The 19610-nt window shown below is 71.7% G+C and carries 22 protein-coding genes, 1 other RNA gene and 1 pseudogene; 13 read left to right on the plus strand and 11 right to left on the minus strand.

Annotated elements, in window-relative coordinates:
• Positions 1 to 6 precede the first annotated feature (6 nt).
• Positions 7 to 501: a beta-class carbonic anhydrase gene (locus KVF89_RS12275; protein WP_257425849.1), complete on the plus strand. Its 495-nt coding sequence runs from the start codon at positions 7 to 9 to the stop codon at positions 499 to 501.
• Positions 502 to 636: 135 nt separating this feature from the next.
• A complete protein-coding gene (locus KVF89_RS12280; protein WP_257425850.1) occupies positions 637 to 1677 on the plus strand; it encodes a hypothetical protein in 1041 nt (346 codons plus the stop codon).
• 60 nt (positions 1678 to 1737) lie between these two features.
• Here the strand turns inward: KVF89_RS12280 and KVF89_RS12285 are convergent, their stop codons facing one another.
• Positions 1738 to 2106 (minus strand): hypothetical protein, encoded by a 369-nt coding sequence (locus KVF89_RS12285; protein ID WP_257425851.1) that lies wholly within the window; start codon positions 2104 to 2106, stop codon positions 1738 to 1740.
• Positions 2103 to 4100: a DNA gyrase/topoisomerase IV subunit B gene (locus tag KVF89_RS12290; RefSeq protein ID WP_257425852.1), complete on the minus strand. Its 1998-nt coding sequence runs from the start codon at positions 4098 to 4100 to the stop codon at positions 2103 to 2105. The genes KVF89_RS12285 and KVF89_RS12290 overlap by 4 nt, the downstream gene beginning before the upstream one ends.
• A 415-nt stretch (positions 4101 to 4515) precedes the next feature.
• Between KVF89_RS12290 and KVF89_RS12295 the strand changes: the two genes are divergently transcribed.
• From KVF89_RS12295 to KVF89_RS12320, 6 genes are all read left to right on the plus strand, one after another.
• The gene (locus KVF89_RS12295) at positions 4516 to 4737 is read left to right on the plus strand and encodes a DUF7455 domain-containing protein (protein WP_257425853.1); all 222 of its coding nucleotides are present in this window, start codon (positions 4516 to 4518) and stop codon (positions 4735 to 4737) included.
• Positions 4738 to 4866: 129 nt separating this feature from the next.
• The gene (locus KVF89_RS12300; RefSeq protein ID WP_257425854.1) at positions 4867 to 5889 is read left to right on the plus strand and encodes an ABC transporter substrate-binding protein; all 1023 of its coding nucleotides are present in this window, start codon (positions 4867 to 4869) and stop codon (positions 5887 to 5889) included.
• 7 nt (positions 5890 to 5896) lie between these two features.
• Positions 5897 to 6943 (plus strand): FecCD family ABC transporter permease, encoded by a 1047-nt coding sequence (locus tag KVF89_RS12305; protein WP_257425855.1) that lies wholly within the window; start codon positions 5897 to 5899, stop codon positions 6941 to 6943.
• Entirely contained in the window at positions 6940 to 8031 is a 1092-nt protein-coding gene (locus tag KVF89_RS12310; protein ID WP_257425856.1) for a FecCD family ABC transporter permease, read from the plus strand. The genes KVF89_RS12305 and KVF89_RS12310 overlap by 4 nt, the downstream gene beginning before the upstream one ends.
• Positions 8028 to 8831: an ABC transporter ATP-binding protein gene (locus KVF89_RS12315; RefSeq protein ID WP_257425857.1), complete on the plus strand. Its 804-nt coding sequence runs from the start codon at positions 8028 to 8030 to the stop codon at positions 8829 to 8831. The genes KVF89_RS12310 and KVF89_RS12315 overlap by 4 nt, the downstream gene beginning before the upstream one ends.
• Before the next feature lie 16 nt (positions 8832 to 8847).
• Positions 8848 to 10209: a CapA family protein gene (locus tag KVF89_RS12320; protein WP_257425858.1), complete on the plus strand. Its 1362-nt coding sequence runs from the start codon at positions 8848 to 8850 to the stop codon at positions 10207 to 10209.
• Here the strand turns inward: KVF89_RS12320 and KVF89_RS12325 are convergent.
• The 4 genes from KVF89_RS12325 to KVF89_RS12340 all read right to left on the minus strand — a co-directional run bounded on the left by KVF89_RS12325 (position 10199) and on the right by KVF89_RS12340 (position 14109).
• Positions 10199 to 10966 (minus strand): M28 family metallopeptidase, encoded by a 768-nt coding sequence (locus KVF89_RS12325; RefSeq protein WP_257425859.1) that lies wholly within the window; start codon positions 10964 to 10966, stop codon positions 10199 to 10201. The genes KVF89_RS12320 and KVF89_RS12325 overlap by 11 nt on opposite strands.
• A 268-nt stretch (positions 10967 to 11234) precedes the next feature.
• Positions 11235 to 12722: an RNA polymerase sigma factor gene (locus KVF89_RS12330; RefSeq protein WP_257425860.1), complete on the minus strand. Its 1488-nt coding sequence runs from the start codon at positions 12720 to 12722 to the stop codon at positions 11235 to 11237.
• 147 nt (positions 12723 to 12869) lie between these two features.
• Positions 12870 to 13433 carry an HhH-GPD-type base excision DNA repair protein gene (locus KVF89_RS12335; protein WP_257425861.1) on the minus strand — a complete coding sequence of 188 codons (564 nt, stop codon included), beginning with the start codon at positions 13431 to 13433 and terminating at the stop codon, positions 12870 to 12872.
• Positions 13434 to 13476: 43 nt separating this feature from the next.
• Positions 13477 to 14109, minus strand: coding sequence for a TetR/AcrR family transcriptional regulator (locus KVF89_RS12340; RefSeq protein ID WP_257425862.1), 633 nt, complete (start codon positions 14107 to 14109; stop codon positions 13477 to 13479).
• 83 nt (positions 14110 to 14192) lie between these two features.
• Here KVF89_RS12340 and KVF89_RS12345 point away from each other — a divergent pair, with 83 nt between their 5' ends.
• Positions 14193 to 15068 (plus strand): SDR family NAD(P)-dependent oxidoreductase, encoded by an 876-nt coding sequence (locus KVF89_RS12345; protein ID WP_257425863.1) that lies wholly within the window; start codon positions 14193 to 14195, stop codon positions 15066 to 15068.
• Positions 15065 to 16309: an NADH:flavin oxidoreductase/NADH oxidase family protein gene (locus tag KVF89_RS12350; RefSeq protein WP_257425864.1), complete on the plus strand. Its 1245-nt coding sequence runs from the start codon at positions 15065 to 15067 to the stop codon at positions 16307 to 16309. Before KVF89_RS12345 ends, KVF89_RS12350 begins: the two co-directional genes overlap by 4 nt.
• 10 nt (positions 16310 to 16319) lie before the next feature.
• On the opposite strand, the gene KVF89_RS12355 is transcribed toward KVF89_RS12350, so the two are convergent.
• From KVF89_RS12355 to KVF89_RS12365, 3 genes are read right to left on the minus strand one after another with little or no spacing between them, the layout of a single operon-like run.
• A complete protein-coding gene (locus KVF89_RS12355) occupies positions 16320 to 16598 on the minus strand; it encodes a hypothetical protein (RefSeq protein ID WP_257425865.1) in 279 nt (92 codons plus the stop codon).
• Positions 16599 to 16635: 37 nt separating this feature from the next.
• Entirely contained in the window at positions 16636 to 16830 is a 195-nt protein-coding gene (locus KVF89_RS12360; RefSeq protein ID WP_257425866.1) for a hypothetical protein, read from the minus strand.
• Positions 16831 to 16839: 9 nt separating this feature from the next.
• Positions 16840 to 17262, minus strand: coding sequence for a tetratricopeptide repeat protein (locus KVF89_RS12365; RefSeq protein WP_257425867.1), 423 nt, complete (start codon positions 17260 to 17262; stop codon positions 16840 to 16842).
• A 52-nt stretch (positions 17263 to 17314) separates the two neighbouring features.
• Between KVF89_RS12365 and rnpB the strand changes: the two genes are divergently transcribed.
• Positions 17315 to 17693, plus strand: an RNA gene (rnpB, locus tag KVF89_RS12370) — RNase P RNA component class A.
• 108 nt (positions 17694 to 17801) lie between these two features.
• Entirely contained in the window at positions 17802 to 18215 is a 414-nt protein-coding gene (locus KVF89_RS12375) for a hypothetical protein (RefSeq protein WP_257425868.1), read from the plus strand.
• 100 nt (positions 18216 to 18315) lie between these two features.
• Here KVF89_RS12375 and KVF89_RS12380 read toward each other — a convergent pair whose 3' ends face one another.
• Entirely contained in the window at positions 18316 to 18594 is a 279-nt protein-coding gene (locus KVF89_RS12380) for an excalibur calcium-binding domain-containing protein (protein ID WP_257425869.1), read from the minus strand.
• A 66-nt stretch (positions 18595 to 18660) separates the two neighbouring features.
• Between KVF89_RS12380 and KVF89_RS12385 the strand changes: the two are divergent.
• Positions 18661 to 18817 (plus strand): annotated as a pseudogene (locus tag KVF89_RS12385) (transposase); the annotation flags it as partial.
• Positions 18818 to 18865: 48 nt separating this feature from the next.
• On the opposite strand, the gene KVF89_RS12390 reads toward KVF89_RS12385, so the two are convergent.
• Complete coding sequence (locus KVF89_RS12390) at positions 18866 to 19600, minus strand: nucleotidyl transferase AbiEii/AbiGii toxin family protein (RefSeq protein WP_257425870.1); 735 nt, start codon at positions 19598 to 19600, stop codon at positions 18866 to 18868.
• Positions 19601 to 19610 lie beyond the last annotated feature (10 nt).

The raw sequence follows: 19610 nt of genomic DNA on the forward strand, positions 1-19610 counted from the left end.
GCGGTCATGGGTGACTTCGACGATCTGCTGAAGGCCAACCGCGACTTCGCCGAGACGTTCGACCATGCCGGCTTCGACGGCAAGGCCCACGCGGGCGTCGCGATCGTGACCTGCATGGACTCCCGGATCGACCCGCTGCGGATGCTCGGCCTCGACTACGGCGACGCCAAGATCTTCCGCAATCCCGGCGGGCGGATCACCGAGGCCGCCCTCGAGGCGCTCGTCCTCGGCGCCCACCTGCTCAACGTCGACCGGGTGCTCGTGATCCCGCACACCCGCTGCGCGATGGCGTCGAGCACCGAGGCCGAGATCCACGACAAGATCGGTGCCGCCGTCGGCCACGACGTGACCTGGCACCCCTTCCACGTCATCGCCGACCAGCGCACGGCGCTGGCCGAGGACGTCCGCAAGGTCACCTCGCACCCGCTCGTTCCCGACGCGGTCAAGGTCGGCGGGTTCATCTACGACGTCGACACGGGGCTGCTCGAGCAGGTCGTCTGACACTCACGGCAGGGTTCCGGAGGGCCGAGACCTGCCGTGAGTGTCTCGCCGATGCGCTGGCGATCCACTGCCGGTCGTCCACAGGCCACCTTCCCCGCGTTTGCCGGTCCGCCCACAGCGGGCAGGGCAAAGTGCATGACCGACGAGTGGCACCCGAGACTCCACCAGGCACCGCTGGTGACCTGGCCGGTCCCGATGGATCCCTCCGGACGAAACGGACCGACGCGCGGCCAGGCCGCCGGCCCCCGGTGGCGGCGGACCGGACGGAACCTCTACGCTCCCGCCGCCGTCGACGGTTCCACGCCCGAGCAGCGCATCGTCGAGGCGTTCGCGCGCTCGCGCGGCCGGGGTGTCATCACCGGGTGGGCATCGCTCCGTCTGCACCGAGCGGCGTACTTCGACGGTCTCGGCATCGACGCGAGGACGGCGGTGCCGGTCCCTCTGGTCGAGGGCGATGCCCGGCTCCGGTCCACGCCGGAGGTGCTGGTCCTTCGTGACCGCCTGCCGGCCGCAGACATCGTGCTCCTGAACGGCGTGCGCTGCACGATTCCTGAACGGGCACTTCTCGATCATCTCGCGAGACTCGACGACCTGCGCGAGGCAGTGGTGGCACTCGACATGACCGTGGCCGCCCAGCTGACGTCGATCCGCCGGTTCGCCGCCGACCTCGACCGACGCCCGGGTGCCCGCGGCAGCCGCCTCGCCCGAGCCGTGCTGCCCCTGGCCGACGAAGGCAGTGCCTCTCCCCCGGAGTCACGTTTCCGCCTGATCTGGCAACTCGACGCCGGATGGCCGCAGCCCCTCGTCAATCGCGATGTCTTCGACCTGGAGAACAGGTTCCTCGGTCGCCCCGACCTGCTCGACCCGGAGCGCGGGATCGTCGGCGAGTTCGCCGGAGCCGTCCACCGTCACCGCTCCCGGCATCGCCGCGACGTCCGCCGCGAGGACCTGTTCCGCCGCGCGGGCCTGGAGTACGTGGAGGTCGTCGGGGCCGACCTCCACGACCGGACGCTGGTGGTCGACAGGATGGAGGCCGCGGCGTCCCGTGCGGGCAGCCGGCCGCGTCTGTGGCGGCTGGGGCGCGCGGCCCCACCGCTCGACGACCTCCTCGACCAGCGCGACGCCATGATCGCGCTCGCCGAGCAGGGCACCGACGGTGTCACCGGACCCGGATGACACCTACGGCATGCCCGCAGAGCCCTCGAACCTGCCGTGGGTGTCACGGCCGGGGCCGCGTCAGAGCAGATCTCGGAGGCGCCGGTCCACCAGCGCCCCCGGCAGGTCGGCCAGGCTGCCGCGGAGCGTGGCCAGGTCGCCGATCGCCGTGACCTGGTCGAGCAGCGCCGTCGTGGCGCCGACCGGGTCGCCCCCGAGTCGCACGTCCGTCAACAGCGGACAGTCGACGGCGCCACCGTCCGGCTCGGGTGGCAGCGCGGCCGTCCAGCAGCCGACCTCGAGCCGCAGCGGCGGCGTCGGCCCGGCTCCGTCGGCCAGCACGTCGACGTACCAGAACAGGTCGCCGGCCGGGATCCGCAGATGGCCGCGCCGCGCCTTGGCGCCCCGCGCCTTCAGCAGCTTGACGACGGCGGTGCGGTCGACGCTCATGCGTCGAGGGTCTCCATGTCGACCTCGTAGGCGCCCTGGATGATGAACTCCTTGCGGGGTGCGACGTCGCTGCCCATGAGCAGCTCGAAGACCTCGGAGGCCACCTCGAGCTCGTCGACGGTCAGCCGGCGCAGGGTACGCCGGCGCGGGTCCATCGTGGTCTCGGCCAGCTGGTCGGCGTCCATCTCGCCGAGGCCCTTGTAGCGCTGGACCGGGTCCTTCCAGCGCACGTTCTTCTTCTTGAGCTCGGCGAGCTTGCGCTGCAGCTCGTCGTCGGAGTACGTGTAGACGTACTTGTCCTGGCCCTTCCGCGGGTTCGAGATCTCGATCCGGTGCAGGGGCGGGACGGCGGAGTAGACCCGGCCGGCCTTGACCAGGTCGGGCATGTACTTGAAGAAGAGGGTCGCGAGCAGGGTCCGGATGTGGGCGCCGTCGGAGTCGGCGTCGGCCATGAAGATGATCCGGCCGTAGCGGCGCGCGTCGAGCTCGAAGGTGCGTCCGGAGCCGGCGCCGACGACCTGGATGATCGAGGCGCACTCGGTGTTCTTGAGCATGTCGCCGACGGACGCCTTCTGGACGTTGAGGATCTTGCCGCGGATCGGCAGCAGCGCCTGGAACTCGGCGTTGCGCGCCAGCTTGGCGGTGCCGAGCGCCGAGTCGCCCTCGACGATGAACAGCTCGGTGCGCTCGTTGTCGCCGGAGCGGCAGTCGGCGAGCTTGGCCGGCAGGGTCGAGGACTCCAGCGCGCTCTTGCGACGCTGGGTCTCCTTGTGCTGGCGCGCGGCGATCCGGGTCTTGGAGGCGGCGACGACCTTCTCCATGAGGAGCTTGGCCTGCGCCTTCTCGGCCCGCTTGGTCGAGGTCAGGAACTCCTTGAGCTCCTTGGCGACGACCTTGCGGACGACGGTCCGCGCGGCCGGCGTGCCGAGGATCTCCTTGGTCTGGCCCTCGAACTGGGGCTCCGCGAGCCGGACCGTGACGACGGCGGTCATGCCCTCGAGGACGTCGTCCTTGATCACGTCGTCGTCATTGACCTTGAGCGCCTTCGAGGCACGCATCGCGTCGTTGAACGTCTTGGTGAGAGCGCTCTCGAAGCCGGAGACGTGGGTGCCGCCCTTGGGCGTGGCGATCACGTTGACGAACGAGCGCAGCTCGGTGTCGTAGCCGGTGCCCCAACGGACGGCGACGTCGACGCTCAGCTCGCGCTCGACGTCCTGCGGGGTCATGTGGCCCTGGTCGTCGAGCAGCGGGACGGTCTCGGTGAAGACGTCGCTGCCCTGCAGCCGCAGCACCTCGGTGACCGGCTCACCGGTGGCGAGGTAGTCGCAGAACTCGCCGATGCCGCCGTCGTGGCGGAACTTCTCCTCGGTCCACTCGGCCTTGTCGGCGGAGCGCTGGTCACTGATGACCAGCTCGAGCCCCGGGACGATGAACGAGGTCTGTCGGGCCCGCCCGATCAGGCCGTCGAGGACGAACCCGGCGTCCTTGGTGAAGATCTGGCGGTCCGGCCAGAACCGGATCCGGGTGCCGGTCCTGCCCTTGGCGACCCGGCCGCCCTTGCGGGTCAGGCCGGACTGCGGGCTGAAGCGGGCCGCCGGGCCCTCGCCGTCGAAGACACCGGGCACGCCACGCTGGAAGCTGATCCCCTGGCTGGCCGGCGAGCGGTCGACGTCGATGTCCATGCGGCTCGAGAGCGCGTTGACGACCGACAGGCCGACACCGTGCAGACCACCCGTGGCGACGTACGAGCCGCCACCGAACTTGCCGCCGGCGTGCAGCTTGGTCGCCACGACCTCGACGCCCGGCAGCCCCGTCTTGGGCTCCTTGTCGGTCGGGATGCCCCGGCCGTCGTCGTAGACCTCGACGGAGTCGTCGGCGTGCAGGACCACCTCGACCCGGCCGGCGTTGCCGCCGAGGGCCTCGTCGACGCCGTTGTCGATGATCTCCCACAGGCAGTGCATCAGCCCCCGGGTGTCGGTGGAGCCGATGTACATCCCGGGACGCTTCCGCACCGCTTCGAGGCCCTCGAGGACCAGGAGGTGGGCTGCGTTGTAGGTGTTGTCGGCGATGACCGGCTCCTCACGGGTGGATCAGGGTGGTTCCGAGGACCTGAATCTACCCGCGACACGCCGGGCGGTGATGCAGGCACACGGGTGCCGGGCGATGTCGAATGACCGGAGGACCAGCACCGGCCCCCGGACGGATCACCGGATCCGCCCGACCGGATGATCACAAGCTGGTTTCGAGCAGTGGAAAATGGCGGAACGACCCTCCGGCGGGTGCTTGGATGGTCGGGAAGCACAAGTGGAATGGAACACACGCGGGCGGGAATCTTTTGCCCCGGCCGCTACGTTGATCCGGACGACACCCGATGAGGGTGCCATCGCATCGATTGAGGAGAGGCCCGAGATGACAACTGCTGTTGCTCCCAGCGCCGCGTTGACCGCGGAGGACCGCTGCGATCGTTGTGGCGCCCAGGCTTACCTCCGCGTAGAGCTCGCCTCGGGCGGAGAGCTCCTCTTCTGCGCCCACCACGCGCGTGAGCACGGAGACGCTCTCAAGGACATCGCCGTCCGGTTCCACGACGAGTCCCACCGGCTCACCGAGAGGCCGGCCCCCGTCGCCGACTGACACCCGCTCGACCACACCGGTCGACAGCACCAGGCCCCGAGTCCGCTCGGGGCCTGTGCGTTTTTCGGGTCTGTGCGTTTTTCGAGACTCCCCGCAGCCCACCGGCACGGGCCAGGCTAGCCTTACCTCATGAGACTCCGCCTCGCCGTCGCCACGGCTGCCAGCCTGGCCCTGGCCCTGTCCGCCTGCTCCTCCGACGTCGCGGACGACGATGACGACGCCAAGCCCGCCTCCGGCGCGTCGGCGACGCCCGAGGGCCCGTGGACCTTCACCGACGGATCCGGCGAGGTCGTCGAGCTCGACCAGGTGCCGACCCGGATCATCGCGCACGCGCCGGCGGCCGCCGCCCTCATCTCCTACGGCATCCGACCGGTGGGCATCTACGGCGACGAGCCCGTCGACACCGACCCGAACCTGGACGGGGTCGACCTGACCGGCATCGAGATCCTCGGCGAGGAGTGGGGCTCCATCGACGTCGCCAAGGCCTCGACCCTCGCCCCCGACCTGATCGTGGCCGACTGGTGGCCCGCCGAGAAGGCGCACTCCGGCCTCGAGAACAGCGTGAAGGCCAAGAGCAAGAAGCTCGCCGAGCTGGCGCCCGTCGTGGGGCCGTCGCAGGGTGGCTCGATCCTCAACCTGGCCGAGGGCTACGAGGACCTCGCCGAGACCCTCGGCGCGGACGTCGAGGACTCCCAGGGCGCCGAGGACAAGGCCGCCTTCGAGGAGGCCCGGGACGCGTTCGTCGCCGCCATGGAGGACAAGGACCTGACCGCCCTGGCCGTCTCGCCGACCGCCGACCTGCTCTATGCGGCCAACCCGGAGTACGCCCCGGAGCTGCTGGACTTCACCGAGTGGGGGCTGCAGGTCGTCACGCCCGACACTCCGGACCCGGACTTCCCGTACTGGGAGAACCTGAGCTGGGAGAACGCCGACAAGTACCAGCCCGACGTGCTCCTCATCGACAGCCGCAGCTTCGAGGAGGCCAAGAAGACCGTCGCCGCCCAGCCGACCTGGACCTCGATCCGCGCGGCCGAGGCGGGCCAGCTGATCGAGTGGCCGGCGTTCTGGCTGCACACGTACGCCGACTACGCCGACGCCCTCACCAAGCTGACCGCCGACCTGGCCGACGTCGACGACACCATCGGCGACTGATCGCCGGGTGTCCGCAGCAACCGTCACCGCGACAGCGGCGCCGCGCCGGCGGCGGGCCTCCGGGCTCGCCGCCGGCCTCGTGCTGCTCGCGGCGCTGGTCCCGGTGCTGGCGTTCCTCAGCATCACCCAGGGGTCCCGGGACATCGCACTGCGCGACGTCCTGGACGCGTTCGGCCACTTCACGCAGTCCTCGTCGGTCGATGACACCGTGACCGTGCGGCTGCGGGTGCCGCGCACCATCCTCGGCCTGCTCGTCGGCGCCGCGCTCGGCCTGGCGGGCACCCTGCTCCAGGGCCTCACCCGCAATGCACTCGCCGATCCCGGGATCATGGGCGTCAATGCCGGCGCGGCATTCGCCGTGGTCGGCTCGATCACCCTGCTGGGGGTCAGCGGCCTCGGGTTCCACGTCGCCGCGGCCTTCGTCGGCGCCCTCGCCGCCACCGCGCTCGTGTACGCCGTCGGCTCGCTCGGTCGGGACGGCGCGACGCCCGTCAAGATGGCTCTCGCCGGCGCCGCGATCACGGCCGGGCTGACGGCCGTGACGACCGGCCTGCTGCTGACGGACCTCGCCGCCCAACAGCAGTACCGGTTCTGGCAGGTCGGCTCCCTGGCCGGCCGGTACGCCCCCATCGTCACCGGGGTGGCCCCCTTCCTGGCCGCCGGTGTCGTCGGCGCGCTGCTGTGCGGTCGCTGGCTCAACGCGCTCGCGCTGGGCGACGACGCCGCCCGCGGCCTCGGGGTCTCCCTGGGCCGCACCCGGGTGGTCCTCTTCCTCGTCGTCGGCCTGCTCTGCGGCGCGGCGACCGCCGCGTGCGGCCCGATCGTCTTCGTCGGACTGGTGGTGCCGCACGTCGCCCGCTTCCTGTGCGGGCCCGACTACCGGTGGGTCCTCCCCTACGCCATGGTCCTCGGCGCGCTGCTGCTGCTGGGTGCCGACGTCCTCGGCCGAGTGCTGGGCGGCACCGGTGAGCTCCAGGTCGGCGTGGTGCTCGGCATCCTCGGCGCCCCGTTCTTCGTCCTCCTCGTCCGCTACGCCCGGCTGGCGGAGCTATGAGCACCCCGACCGCGGCCGCGCCGGCCGCGCCCACCCGTCCGGGCGAGGAGAACCGCACCGACGCGCGCGGCGCGCTGCGTCGTACCCGCCAGCGCCGCCGGATCCGCGCGCTCGCCGTGCCGGTGGTCCTCCTGTCCGTCGCGGCCCTGCTGGCCCTGCTCACGCTCTGCTTCGGCTCGGTCCGACTCAGCCTCGACCAGGTGCTCGGCTCCCTCCTCGGCATCCGGGACAACGGGGCCGTCGACTTCATCGTGCGGGACCTGGCCGGGCCGCAGGTCAGGGCCGCGCTGTGCGTGGGCCTGGCCCTCGGCGCCGCGGGCACCATCTTCCAGCAGCTGCTGCGCAACCCCCTGGCCTCACCGGACTTCGTCGGCATCTCCGCCGGCGCGAGCGCCGCGGCTGTCGCGGGCATCGCCGTCCCGGCCTTCGCCGGCGCCAGCCTGCCGGCGCTCGCGTTCGTGGGCGGGCTGGTGACCGCGGCCGTCATGTACCTCCTCGCCTGGCGCGACGGCATCACCGGCTACCGATTCGTGCTGATCGGCATCGGCACGGCGGCGTTCTCCACCGGGATCGTGGGCTACCTGCTCACCCGGACGTCGCTGACCGAGGCCCGGGCCGCGCTGCACTGGTTGACCGGGTCGATCGGCCAGGCCGGAGACGCGGAGAACGACGTGCTGCTGGTCGCGCTGATCGTCTTCGTGCCGTTCATCCCCGTGCTCCAGCGGATGCTGCGCACCGTCGAGATGGGCGACGACACGGCGCGAGGGCTGGGCGTGCGCATGGAGCCCACCCGGCTCGCTCTGATCGCGGTCGGCGTCCTGCTCACCTCGCTGGCCACGGCCGTCGCGGGCCCGATCGCCTTCGTGGCCCTGGTGGCCGGCCCGGTCGCCGACCGGCTACTCGGCAGCGCCCGTGGCGGCATCGTCGCCGCCGGCGCCGTCGGCGCCCTCCTGTGCCTCGTCGCGGACTATGTCGCCCAGTACCTCCTGCCCGTCGAGGTCCCGACCGGCGTGGTCACCGGCGCCGTCGGGGCGCCCTACCTGCTGTGGCTGATCGCCACCACCAACCGGAGAGGAATGGGCGGATGACCCTGACCGAGTCCCCCGCGACGCCACGCCTGGCGGCCCGCGACCTGTCCCTGGGATACGACGACCGGGTGGTCGTCGACAGCCTGGACCTGGACGTGCTGGACGGCCGGGTCACGGCCATCGTCGGCGCCAACGCGTGCGGCAAGTCGACGCTGCTGCGCGGCCTGGCGCGCCTGCTGCGCCCATCGGCGGGCGAGGTGCTGCTCGACGGGACCCCGATCCTGGACCGCGGCTCGCGCGAGGTCGCCCGGATCCTGGGCCTGCTCCCGCAGACGCCCGTGGCGCCGGACGGCATCACCGTCGCGGATCTGGTCTCCCGGGGCCGGCACCCGCACCAGGGCTGGTTCCGCCAGTGGAGCACGCGCGACGAGACCGCCGTCGCGGACGCCCTCGCCGCCACCGACACCGTCGAGCTCGTGGACCGCCCGCTGCACGCCCTGTCCGGCGGTCAGCGGCAGCGGGTCTGGATCGCGATGGCCCTCGCGCAGGAGACCGACCTGCTACTGCTCGACGAGCCGACGACGTACCTCGACATCAGTCACCAGGTCGACCTGCTCCGCCTGCTGCGCGCACTCAACCGGGCCACCGGGCGCACCATCGTCACCGTGCTGCACGACCTCAACCTCGCCTGCCGCTACAGCGACCACCTCATCGTGATGTCGGCCGGCCGGATCCTCGCCGAGGGACCGCCGGCCGACGTCGTCACCGCGGACGTGGTCGAGGCGGCGTTCGGGCTGCCGTGCGTCGTCGTCCCGGACCCCGTGGCGGGCACCCCGATGGTGGTGCCGGCCGGCGACTGAGTGCGACCATGCCGGGATGACCCGGCGCGGCGCCACCCTCGGCCTCGGCATACTCGTGGCCGCGCTCGCCGCCGGGTGCACTGCGGCCCCGGCCCCGCCGGCGCCCCAAGGCTCATCGACGCCACCCGCCGCACGGCAGCCGCTGGTCGTCGCGGTCCACGCGACCCGGCCGGCACCGCGCCTCACCCTCGCCGAGGCGGAGGCCATCGCCGCGGGCGAGGTCGGCTCCTGGCGGACGCTGGACGGGACCGACCGGCCGCTCCGCCTCGTCGCGAGCGCGCGGGAGGTACGCCGGGACCGGTATGCCGTGGCCGTGGTCCCCGCCGCCGAGGTCGACGCCACCGTTCGGGCGGCGCGCGTCGGCGGCGTCGACCCGCTCCGGCGACCGGCGGACTACCCGCTCCTCGTCGCCGGTCCGGCGCCACCGGCGGTGACCACGCTGAGCGTGGTCGGCGACGTCATGCTCGGCCGCCGGGTCGGTGCCCGTGCCGCGGCGGCCGGCGACGCCGGCCTGCCCCTGCGCCCGCTCCAGCACCGGCTGCGCTCCGTCGACCTGACCATCGGCAACCTCGAGAACACCCTGTCCGAGGACGGTCCGCCGCAGCAGGGCGGAGACTCCTTCGCCGCGCCGCCCGAGATCCTCGACGGGCTCGCCGACGCCGGCTTCGACGCGGTGTCCCTGGCCAACAACCACACCGGCGACTTCGGCGAGCAGGCGTTCCTGGCGACGCTGGACCAACTCGCCGACGGCCCGGTCCGGTCCTTCGGAGCGGGACGCGACCGGGCCGAGGCGGGCGCGGCGTACGTCGCCGAGCGCAACGGCGTGCGCTTCGCCTTCCTCGGCTTCAACGCCATCGGGGAGACGCCGCGGGCGACGGCCCGTCGCCCCGGCGCGCTGTCGGTGCGGATGCCGCCGCGGACCGGTCCGCTCGTGGAGCGCGACCTCGCCCATGTCGAGGGTCTGGTCCGGCGAGTCGACGGCGAGGTCGACGTGGTGGTGGTCCTCCCGCACTGGGGCACGCAGTACACCCATGTCGCCGAGCCCGTGCAGACGCAGGTCGCCCGCCGGCTGGTCGACGCCGGTGCCGACCTCGTGGTCGGCGGACACCCGCACTGGGTGCAGGGCCTGGAGTGGTACGACGGCGCGCTGGTCGCGCACTCGCTGGGCAACTTCGTGTTCGACATGGACTTCATGCCCCAGACCCAGCAGGGCGTCGTACTCGAGGCGGTGTTCTGGGGCAACGAGCTCAAGGGGTTCCGGCTGGTCCCGTACGTGATGGACGGGGACTTCGCGCCGCGACCGGTGCGGGGTGCGGTGGCCGCCGACATCCTGGGGGACGTCTGGCGCCATGGTGGGGGCCCGTTCCTCAGCCCCTGAGCCAGGCCAGGACCAGCCGGCCGACCCGGTCGAGCTGGCCGACGTCCACGAGACCGGGCAGGTCGCGGGCGTTGTGGTAGCCGGCGTACGGCGTGCTGCCGATCCGCAGCCCGGGCAGCCCGGCGCGGACGAACGACCAGTGATCGCTGGAGCGCTGCCCGCTCTCCGCGATGTGGCGCACCCCGGCCCGGCGCGCCGCCCGCACCAGCGCGCCCGGCGGCTCGTCGGTCGCGCTGCCGACCGGCACGGCGGCTCCCACGCCGACCCGGTCCAGCGCCAGCATGCCGCGGACGGCCGCACGCTCGGGCTGGGTGAGTCCGGCGACGTAGTGGCGCGAGCCGTAGTGGTGGTCGTCGTCGGACGTGCCGCGCGGCTCCTCGGCACCGAAGAGCACGAGCACGACCGGCAGCCGCGCTCGCAGCTCGGTGCGCGCGAGCGCGAGCAGGACGCCGACGCCCGACGCGTTGTCCTCGGCGCCGGGCGAGACGGCCACGGTGTCGAGGTGGGCGCCCAGCACGAGGTGCGGCCGCGCGGGGTCGAAGCCGGGCGGCGCGGCGATCACGTTCTGGCTGCGGCCGGCGGCGACCGGAACGCCCCACGAGTCTCCCGCCGGCACGGTGAAGCGCTGGCGGCGGACGTCGTACCCGGCGGCGGTCAGCTCACCAGCCGCCCAGTCGGCGGCCGCCCGGAAGCCGGGACCGGTGGCCAGCCGTGGCCCGATCGTGCCGGCGAGGTGCTCCACCGCCGCGGAGGCCACCGCGGCATCGAAGGTGACGGGACGCGGCGCTGTCAGCTCCGCAGTACGAGTCGCCGTAGGTGCGTTCGGTGGGGAGCCGGCCGGCCGGCGCGGATCGGCGGACGGGGTGCTGCAGCCCGCGGCGAGCGCGGCGAGAACGACCAGCGTCCCCGCCGCGCGCGGCAGCGTGGCGCACGGCGGCGCAGCCGCACGGCGCGAAGCCCGTGGGGCCGAGCTTGCGAGGCCCCGGGCGGCGAGCGTCGTATGCGACACGCTCGCGCCCAACCAATCAGTCCAGGTAGTCGCGCAGGACCTGCGAACGCGACGGGTGCCGCAGCTTCGACATCGTCTTCGACTCGATCTGGCGGATCCGCTCGCGGGTCACGCCGTAGACCTTGCCGATCTCGTCGAGCGTCTTCGGCTGGCCGTCGGTCAGGCCGAAGCGCATGCTGACGACGCCCGCCTCGCGCTCGGAGAGCGTGTCGAGGACGGCGTGCAGCTGCTCCTGCAGCAGCGTGAAGCTGACCGCGTCGGCCGGGACGATCGCCTCGGAGTCCTCGATCAGGTCGCCGAACTCGGAGTCGCCGTCCTCACCCAGGGGGGTGTGCAGCGAGATCGGCTCGCGGCCGTACTTCTGGACCTCGACGACCTTCTCCGGGGTCATGTCGAGCTCCTTGGCGAGCTCCTCCGGGGTCGGCTCGCGGCCGAGGTCCTGCAGCATCTGGCGCTGGACGCGGGCGAGCTTGTTGATGACCTCGACCATGTGCACCGGGATCCGGATGGTGCGGGCCTGGTCGGCCATCGCGCGGGTGATCGCCTGACGGATCCACCAGGTGGCGTACGTCGAGAACTTGTAGCCCTTGGTGTAGTCGAACTTCTCGACCGCGCGGATCAGGCCGAGGTTGCCCTCCTGGATCAGGTCCAGGAAGAGCATGCCGCGACCGGTGTAGCGCTTGGCGAGCGAGACGACGAGGCGCAGGTTGGCCTCGAGCAGGTGGTTCTTGGCGCGGCGACCGTCCTCCGCGATCCACTCGAGCTCCTCGCTGACCTTCGGCGAGAGCTTGCCGCCCTTGGCGAGCTTCTCGTCCGAGAACAGCCCGGCCTCGATCCGCTTGGCGAGCTCGACCTCCATCTCGGCGTTGAGGAGCGGCACCTTGCCGATCTGCTTGAGGTAGTCCTTGACCGGGTCGGCGGTGGCGCCGGCGACCATGACCTGCTGGGCAGGCTCGTCGGTCTCGTCGGCGGCCGACACGACGAACGAGGACGTGGCGCTGGCCTCCTCCTCGTCCTCCTTGATGCTGGGGTCGGCGACGACGTCCTTCTCGAACTGCTCGTCGGGGATGTCCGGCAGGATCTTCTTGCCGTCGGGGCCCACGGCGGGGGCCTTCGCCTCGCCGGAGCCGGCCGGAGCCGCCTTCGCGGCAGGGGCCTTCGGCGCCGGGGTGGGCGCGGGCGCTGCCTTCTTCGCGGGGGCGGCCGGCTTCGGGGCCGGCGCCTTCTTGGTGGTCGTCGCGGTGGCCGACGCCGTCTTGCGCGCGGCCGCGGCCACGGCGCGCTGCTCGACGGGCGAGTCGAGCTCGACGGAGATGCCGAGGCCCGACAGGTGGGCCATCAGGGACTTCAGCTGCGCGGGGGCGACCTCAGCGGCGGCGAATGCCTGGCGGAGGTCCTCCGCCCCGACGCGGCCCATCGGCGCGGCGCGCTCGATCAGGGCCGCGATCGACGGGTGGCTGAGCAGTGCGGGTGGGACCGAACGATGGCTCGAAGACACGAACACCTCTCGATGCTGACGGTTCTAGGGCGCGGCAAAGACCGGAGGTGTCAAGACCGCTTCCGACATTCTGCCACGACGTCCCCAGCCCCTCGCCCATCGGGGCTCAGCGCCGGTTCAGCACAGGCTCAGGTCCCGCTCAGGAACCGGGGCTCAGCCCGCCTTGGCGGCGGCCTTCGCCGCCTTCTTGTAGTCACGCACCTTCTGCAGCGACACGGGGTCCACCACGTCGGCGACCGAGCGGAAGCCCGCCAGCGCGTAGTCCCCCGCCGCCTTCTCCCAGCCCGCCGGCCGGACGTCGAGCTGCTTGGCCACCAGGGCGGTGAAGATCTTGGCCTTCTGGGCCCCGAACCCCGGCAGCGCCTGGATCCGCTTGAGCAGGTCCTTCCCGTCGACGGCCTCCGTCCACAGCCGTGAGGCGTCGCCGCCGTACTGCTCCACCACGATGCGGGCCAGCTCCTGCAGCCGGGCCGCCATCGAGCCCGGGAACCGGTGGATCGCCGGCGTGGTCGAGCACAGCGCCGCGAACTCCTCCGGGTCCGCCGCCGCGATCGCCGCCGGGTCGAAGCTGCCGAACCGGCCGACCACCTTCTGCGGACCCATGAAGGCGTGCTCCATCGGGTACTGCTGGTCGAGCATCATCCCGACCAGCAGGGCGAAGGGATTGGAGCTCAGCAGCTCGTCGGCCGCCGGGTCGTCGGTGATGTGGATGGCCATGGGGACATCCTGCCCCACAGCTGCCCGCCCGCGCCGGGTGCCGTCACAGCCGCTCCAGGCTCTCGAGCAGGTGCGCCCGCAGCACGGGCCAGGTGGGGTGCGCGCCGGCGGCGCCGGGGATGGCGGCGACCAGGACCGTGCCGCGGACCGTGGCCATGGCGATCTGGACGAAGTCGGCGAACCCGTCTCGCCCGGCGTACGACGGCAGGGCGCCGGCGGCGATGCCCTGGACCTCACCCATGCCGCCGCACACGATCTCGGCGACCCGCTGGGCGAGGGCCGGCTCGGTGCGGGCGACGTTGAAGAGCTCGAGGACGGCGGGGGTGATCGGGAGATGGTGGATCTCCCAGATCAGGTCGAGCAGCGCGCCGGCGCGCTCACGCTCGGTGCCGACGTCGAGGCCACGGGTGCCGGCGTCGACGAGGAGCTGCTCGACGAGGCGGACCATGGCGGCGTCGACGAGGGCGGCCTTGGTCGGGAAGTAGTGCTGTTGGGCCCCCTGACTGACGCCGGCGCGCTCGGCGACGCGGCGGGTGGTCGTGGCGACGTACCCGTCCTCGGCGAGGCACTCGATGGTCGCGTCCAGGAGCCGCTCGGTGGTCGCGGCGCGGCGGTCGACCTGGCGGCGGCCGCCGTTCGTCCCCCTGGCCGTCCCTCCGGTCGTCCCCGCTGCCATGGCGCGATCGTGGCGCACGTCTCGCCGCATTTGCAAGTCGAATGACTTGTCAAGTCGCCTGACTGGCAACTAGGTTGCCGGCCATGAAGGACTTCCGGGACAAGGTCGCCGCCGTCACCGGCGCGGGGTCGGGCATCGGCCGGGCGCTCGCCCTCCAGCTCGCGGGCGAGGGGGCGCGGGTCGCGATCAGCGACTGGGACGCCGCCGGCCTCGCCGAGACCGTGACCCTCCTCGAGGAGCGAGGCGCAACGCCGCACAGCACGGTGCTCGACGTACGGGACCGGGCGGCCGTGCACGCGTGGGCCGACGCGATCGCCGCCCACTTCGGCAGCGTCAACCTGATCGTCAACAACGCCGGCATCACCATCTTCGGGACCGTCGAGGAGAGCCCCTACGAGGACATCGAGAAGGTCCTCGACGTCGACTTCTGGGGCGTCGTCCACGGCACCAAGGCGTTCCTCCCCCACCTGACCGCCTCGGGCGATGGTCACGTCGTCAACATCTCCAGCATCTTCGGCCTGTTCGGCGTGCCGACGCAGAGCTCCTACAACGCCGCGAAGTTCGCGGTGCGGGGGTTCACCGAGGCACTGCGCCAGGAGATGCTCGTCGACGGCCGTCCCGTCGGCGTCACGTGCGTCCACCCCGGCGGGATCCGGACCAATATCGTCAACAACGCGACAGCCAGCAACGCCGCCGACATCTCCGGCATCGCCCGGGTCTTCGAGGAGAGGCTCACCCGCACCTCCCCCGAGTCCGCGGCACGCACCATCCTGCGCGGGGTGCGCCACCGACGGCCCAAGGTGCTCATCGGAGCCGACGCCGTCGCGGTCGACCTCGTCGTGCGCGCCCTCGGGGCGGCGTACCAGCGTCCGTTCGCGGCCGTGTCGCGCCGGCTCACCGCCTCGCTCAAGGCCCCCGCCTCGCTACCGCCCACCTCCCGGAAGCAGGTCTCCGCATGACCACGCACCTCGGCTCGCCGATCGCGCTGCCCAGCGGACAGAAGCTCGCCAACCGGTTCATGAAGTCGGCGCTGAGCGAGTCGCTGGGCGACCGCGACGGCGGGCCGTCGGAACGGCTGGAGCGGCTCTACGGGCGCTGGGCGGGCGGTGGCTACGGCCTGGTCGTCACCGGGAACGTGATGGTCGACCGCCGTCATCTCGGAGAGCCCGGCAACGTGGTGATCGAGGACGACCGCCACCTCGACCGGCTGCGGGCGTGGGCGTCCGGCTTCCAGGACGGCGGCACTCCCCTGTGGATGCAGGTCAACCACCCGGGCCGCCAGGCCAACGCCCTCGTCGGCCGCAACCGCCCGGTCGCGCCGAGCGCGATCCAGGCCAAGGTGCCGGGTTCGGTGAGGCCGCGGGCGCTGGAGGACGCCGAGATCCGCGAGATCGTCGACCGGTACGCCGCCGCCGCGGCCGTCGCGGAGCAGGCCGGCTTCGCGGGCGTGCAGATCCACGGCGCGCACGGCTACCTGGTCACCCAGTTCCTCTCCCCGCGCACCAACCAGCGCGACGACGCCTGGGGCGGCGACCCCGAGCGGCGCCGCCGGTTCGTGCTCGAGGTGCTGCGCGCGATCCGGGCGACGACGTCGCGCGGGTTCGGGATCGGGATCAAGCTCAACTCCGCGGACTTCCAGCGCGGTGGGTTCACCGAGGAGGAGTCCCGCGAGGTCGTCCGGGCGCTCGTCGCCGACGGCATCGACCTGATCGAGATCAGCGGCGGCTCCTACGAGGCCCCCGCGATGATGGGCACGATGCGCGCCTCGACCGCCGCGCGGGAGGCCTACTTCCTGGAGTACGCCGCGTCGGTGCGCGATCTGGCCGGCGACGTACCGATCGCCGTGACGGGCGGCTTCCGCTCCACCGCCGCCATGGAGGCCGCTGTCGCGTCCGACGACTGCGACATCGTGGGCCTGGGCCGCCCGACCTGCCTGCTCCCCGACGCCCCACGTGCGATCCTGCAGCACGGCCTCACCACGCTGCCGAGCGCGCGGGTGAAGGCCGGCCTGCGGCCGGTGCTCGGCAAGGTCGCCAATCTCAAGCAGCTCGACGGCGCGCTCGACCTGTCCTGGCACACCGACCAGCTGCACCGGCTGGGCGCCGGCAAGGAGCCCGACCCCGACCGCTCCTGGGCCGAGGCCGCGCTGTGGCTGGGCCTGCGCAACGGGCCGGGGGCGTTCCGCGCCAAGCGCGGCTGACCCCGACGGGTCAGGCCCTCCAGTCCAGGAGGATCCCGCCGGCGGTGATGGCGGCCCACCACCACAGGAACGAGACGATCCCGAGCACGACCGTCCGCTTCGGGTGCGAGCTCCACCAGACGAAGCAGAGCACGAACATGGCCAGCCAGGTCAGCAGCAGGACGACGACCGCCCACGCCGGCGCGAGCAGTCCGGCGGCGGCGTACAGGAAGAACGACGAGACCAGCAGCACCAGCCCGACGAACGGCCACGGAGAGATCCGCCGCCCGGTCGCAGGGTCGATCGCCACCGGGCGGATCCGGCGGCGGCGGGAGAAGGCCAACGGACTACTTGTCCTCGACCTCGTCGTTCCAGGCCGGGTCCTCGTCCCAGGCCTCGGTGCGCTCGGCGGCCTTCTCCAGCGCGCGGGACGCCTCGGCCTCCGTGGGATAGGGACCGAGGCGGTCCTTGTTGGGACAGCCCTCGACGCCCTCGACGCGGTGGTGGGTCAGGCAGAACCAGTACTCGTTGTCCGCGGACATGATCCGAACCTACTGCAGGCGACCGGCCAGCCGCTCCACCCGCAGTACGTCGTACTCGTGCTCGGCGTCGCCCGTCATCGCCGCCGCCAGTCGCAGGTGCGGCAGCGCGTCGTCGTACCTCGACTGCCGCTCCAGGGCCCGCCCCAGCGCGTGCCGGCTCCACGCGTCGACCGGGTCCTCGGCGACCAGCCCGGCCAGCTCGTCGGCGGCCTTCTGCAGCTGGGCACGCATGAGGTACGCCCATGCCCGCAGCGACCGCAGCCCGCGGTTGTCGGGCTCCTCCTCCAGCGCGGGCTCGAGGACCTCGAGAGCCTCGCGCGGTGCCCGCCGAGAGAGGAGGTCATGGGCGGTCCGGTACGCCGCCTCGTGCCGCTCGGTCGCACCCGGGAACAGGATCGGTGGGAGCACCTTGATCTCGGGCATGTCGTTCATGTGGTCCTCAACTGTCCTCGAGGGTGTCTTGTTCCCTACAGTGGTCCGCGGACGGGCTGGCCGGGCGACCGCGTGATCCATCGCCGTGAGGCGTCGGATCCCGAGGAAAGTCCGGGCTCCACAGAGCAGGGTGGTGGGTAACACCCACCCGGGGTGACCCGCGGGAAAGTGCCACAGAGAACAGACCGCCTCACCCCTCCCGAGGGGCGGGGTAAGGGTGAAACGGTGGGGCAAGAGCCCACCAGTGCGCCGGGCGACCGGCACAGCTAGGCAAACCCCACCCGGAGCAAGACCAGACAGCACACGTTCGAGGGCGGCTCGTCCGAGTGTGCGGGTAGGTCGCTCGAGGCTGTCGGCAACGGCAGCCCTAGATGGATGGTCGCCCCCTTGGTAACAGGGGACAGAACCCGGCTTACAGGCCAGCCCGTCCCCTATCACCACTCTGACGTCCAACAGACTCCCGATCTCCGGGAGACACGGAGTCAGGCATCTGACAGAAGAAGCCAGCATGGAGGCCGAAGGCCCCTAGGCTCAGTCGGGTGGGTTGGTTTCGGCCGCGCGGCGCGTTCTTCCTTGCTGGCACGGTGGCCGGGGCCGGACTGGCCTTGATCCCCATGGCCGTCGACCGCTACATCGACGGCGCCCTCTACGGCCGCACCGATCCCGGGGGCCGGGTTTGGACCTGCGCTGGTGCGACGGGCAGCTCCTCGATCCTCTACTACAGGGGCAGTGTGGTGGTCATCGTGACCATTGCGGACGAGGCAGCTCGAGCCTGGCAGGTCGGATTCCCGGACTACGAAGGCAGTACGTGGGATCTCGAACCGTCGAGAGAAGGTACCTATCCCGCTGTCCTCGAACACCTCACCGACCTCGATGACGGCCCCCGACGGACCGTGACTATCAGGCCCAGCAACGCGGAGAGCTGGTGCGAGATGACAATCAGCCTTCGTTAGCATCCCGTTTCGCCGCTGTGCATAGTGAACCCGCCACGGACCCTGGCTCGTCTACGCTGCCTCCGCTTTGCGGCTGACAGGACGAGCGAAGGCGGCCCACTCACCGCTCGCACGGAACGCCGTCGCGGTCCGGATCCAGGTCGTGAGGATCGCCCGGGTCATCGTCATAGACCTTCTGCGCCTCGGTCTGTGAGTCGAAGTCGCCGCAGTCGAGATCTCGGAAGACCTCGTCGTTGAACCCGGAGACCTCGCCGACGCCCCAGAGGCTCACGGCGACGAGGAGCGCGCTGACGACCGTCGTGCCCACCGTCCAGGACGCATCGACGAGGCGCTGACCCACGGTGGGGCGATCGGCCTGGGAGGAGGGGCTGCGAGACATGGCGAGATCCTGGCCCACGGCAGGCGCGCTCCGTCGGGAAACAGCGGGATCCCGGGTGTCGTCCGGGTCGACTCCGGGATCAGCAGGTCCGAGGTCTCCCGGATCTGCGCCGGCCTGGACGAGCAGGTCGGCACGTTCCGCGCCCGAGCCCTGGACCACATGGGAGTTCCCCTACGTCTACCTCGACGCGACCTACCTCAACGTCCGCAACACCACCTCCCAAGGTCATGTCGACGACGGTTGTGGTCATCCGACTTTGGCGATTTCCTACTCAGCCATCATCATCGTCGCCATCGTGCGCACGTGCTGTACCGATGATTGACGGGCCGAGACCTTCGATCTTGGCGGATCGTGCGGACAGGTCGCGGATGCTCTGCCAGACAGCTGCTCGTGGCGCGTCGATCTTCAGTGCGCGGGCGTATTCGTCGAGACGGTGCGGGCGCTCGCGGAGGTAGGAGATTGCGCTATTGAGGCTCTCGCCGACCGTCTTGCCGTACGCCTCGACCGCCTTGTGCGCGCCGGCCTGCAGGGCGGCTGCACTTGGCTTCATCATGGCCAGGTCGATGAGGTCGCGGCTGAACGTCGACGTGTCTGCCCAGCGGTCGTCGTTGGCGAGCAGCTTGCTTGCGACCTGGTCGGTTCGCGTCAGGATCCGCACACCGCAGATCTCATCCGTCGGCGAGGGGGTGTCGAGGTCGATGCGGCGTTCGTGGATGATCTCGAACTTGATCGCCACCCCCGCTACCAGCACCGAAGCCCGGATCCCGTAGCCGTCAACCGAAGGGGTTCGAACTACCTCCAGTTCGCGCGTAGTCAGAGCGTCGAGCCCACGCTCCCTGACGATCTGGCGCAGCTGTCGGTAGGACTGCTGGTCGGAGACCAGGAAGTCGATGTCGACAGATTCGCGGAACTCATCGTTGGCGAGGACGATCGCGGTACCGCCTCCGAACCAGCAGTTGTGCTCGGCCAGGAGCGGTGCGTCGAGCATCGACAGCAGCTCGGCCACCCGTTGGTGG

It is taken from the genome of Nocardioides carbamazepini, assembly GCF_024614185.1.
Classification (GTDB): Bacteria; Actinomycetota; Actinomycetes; order Propionibacteriales; family Nocardioidaceae; genus Nocardioides; species Nocardioides carbamazepini.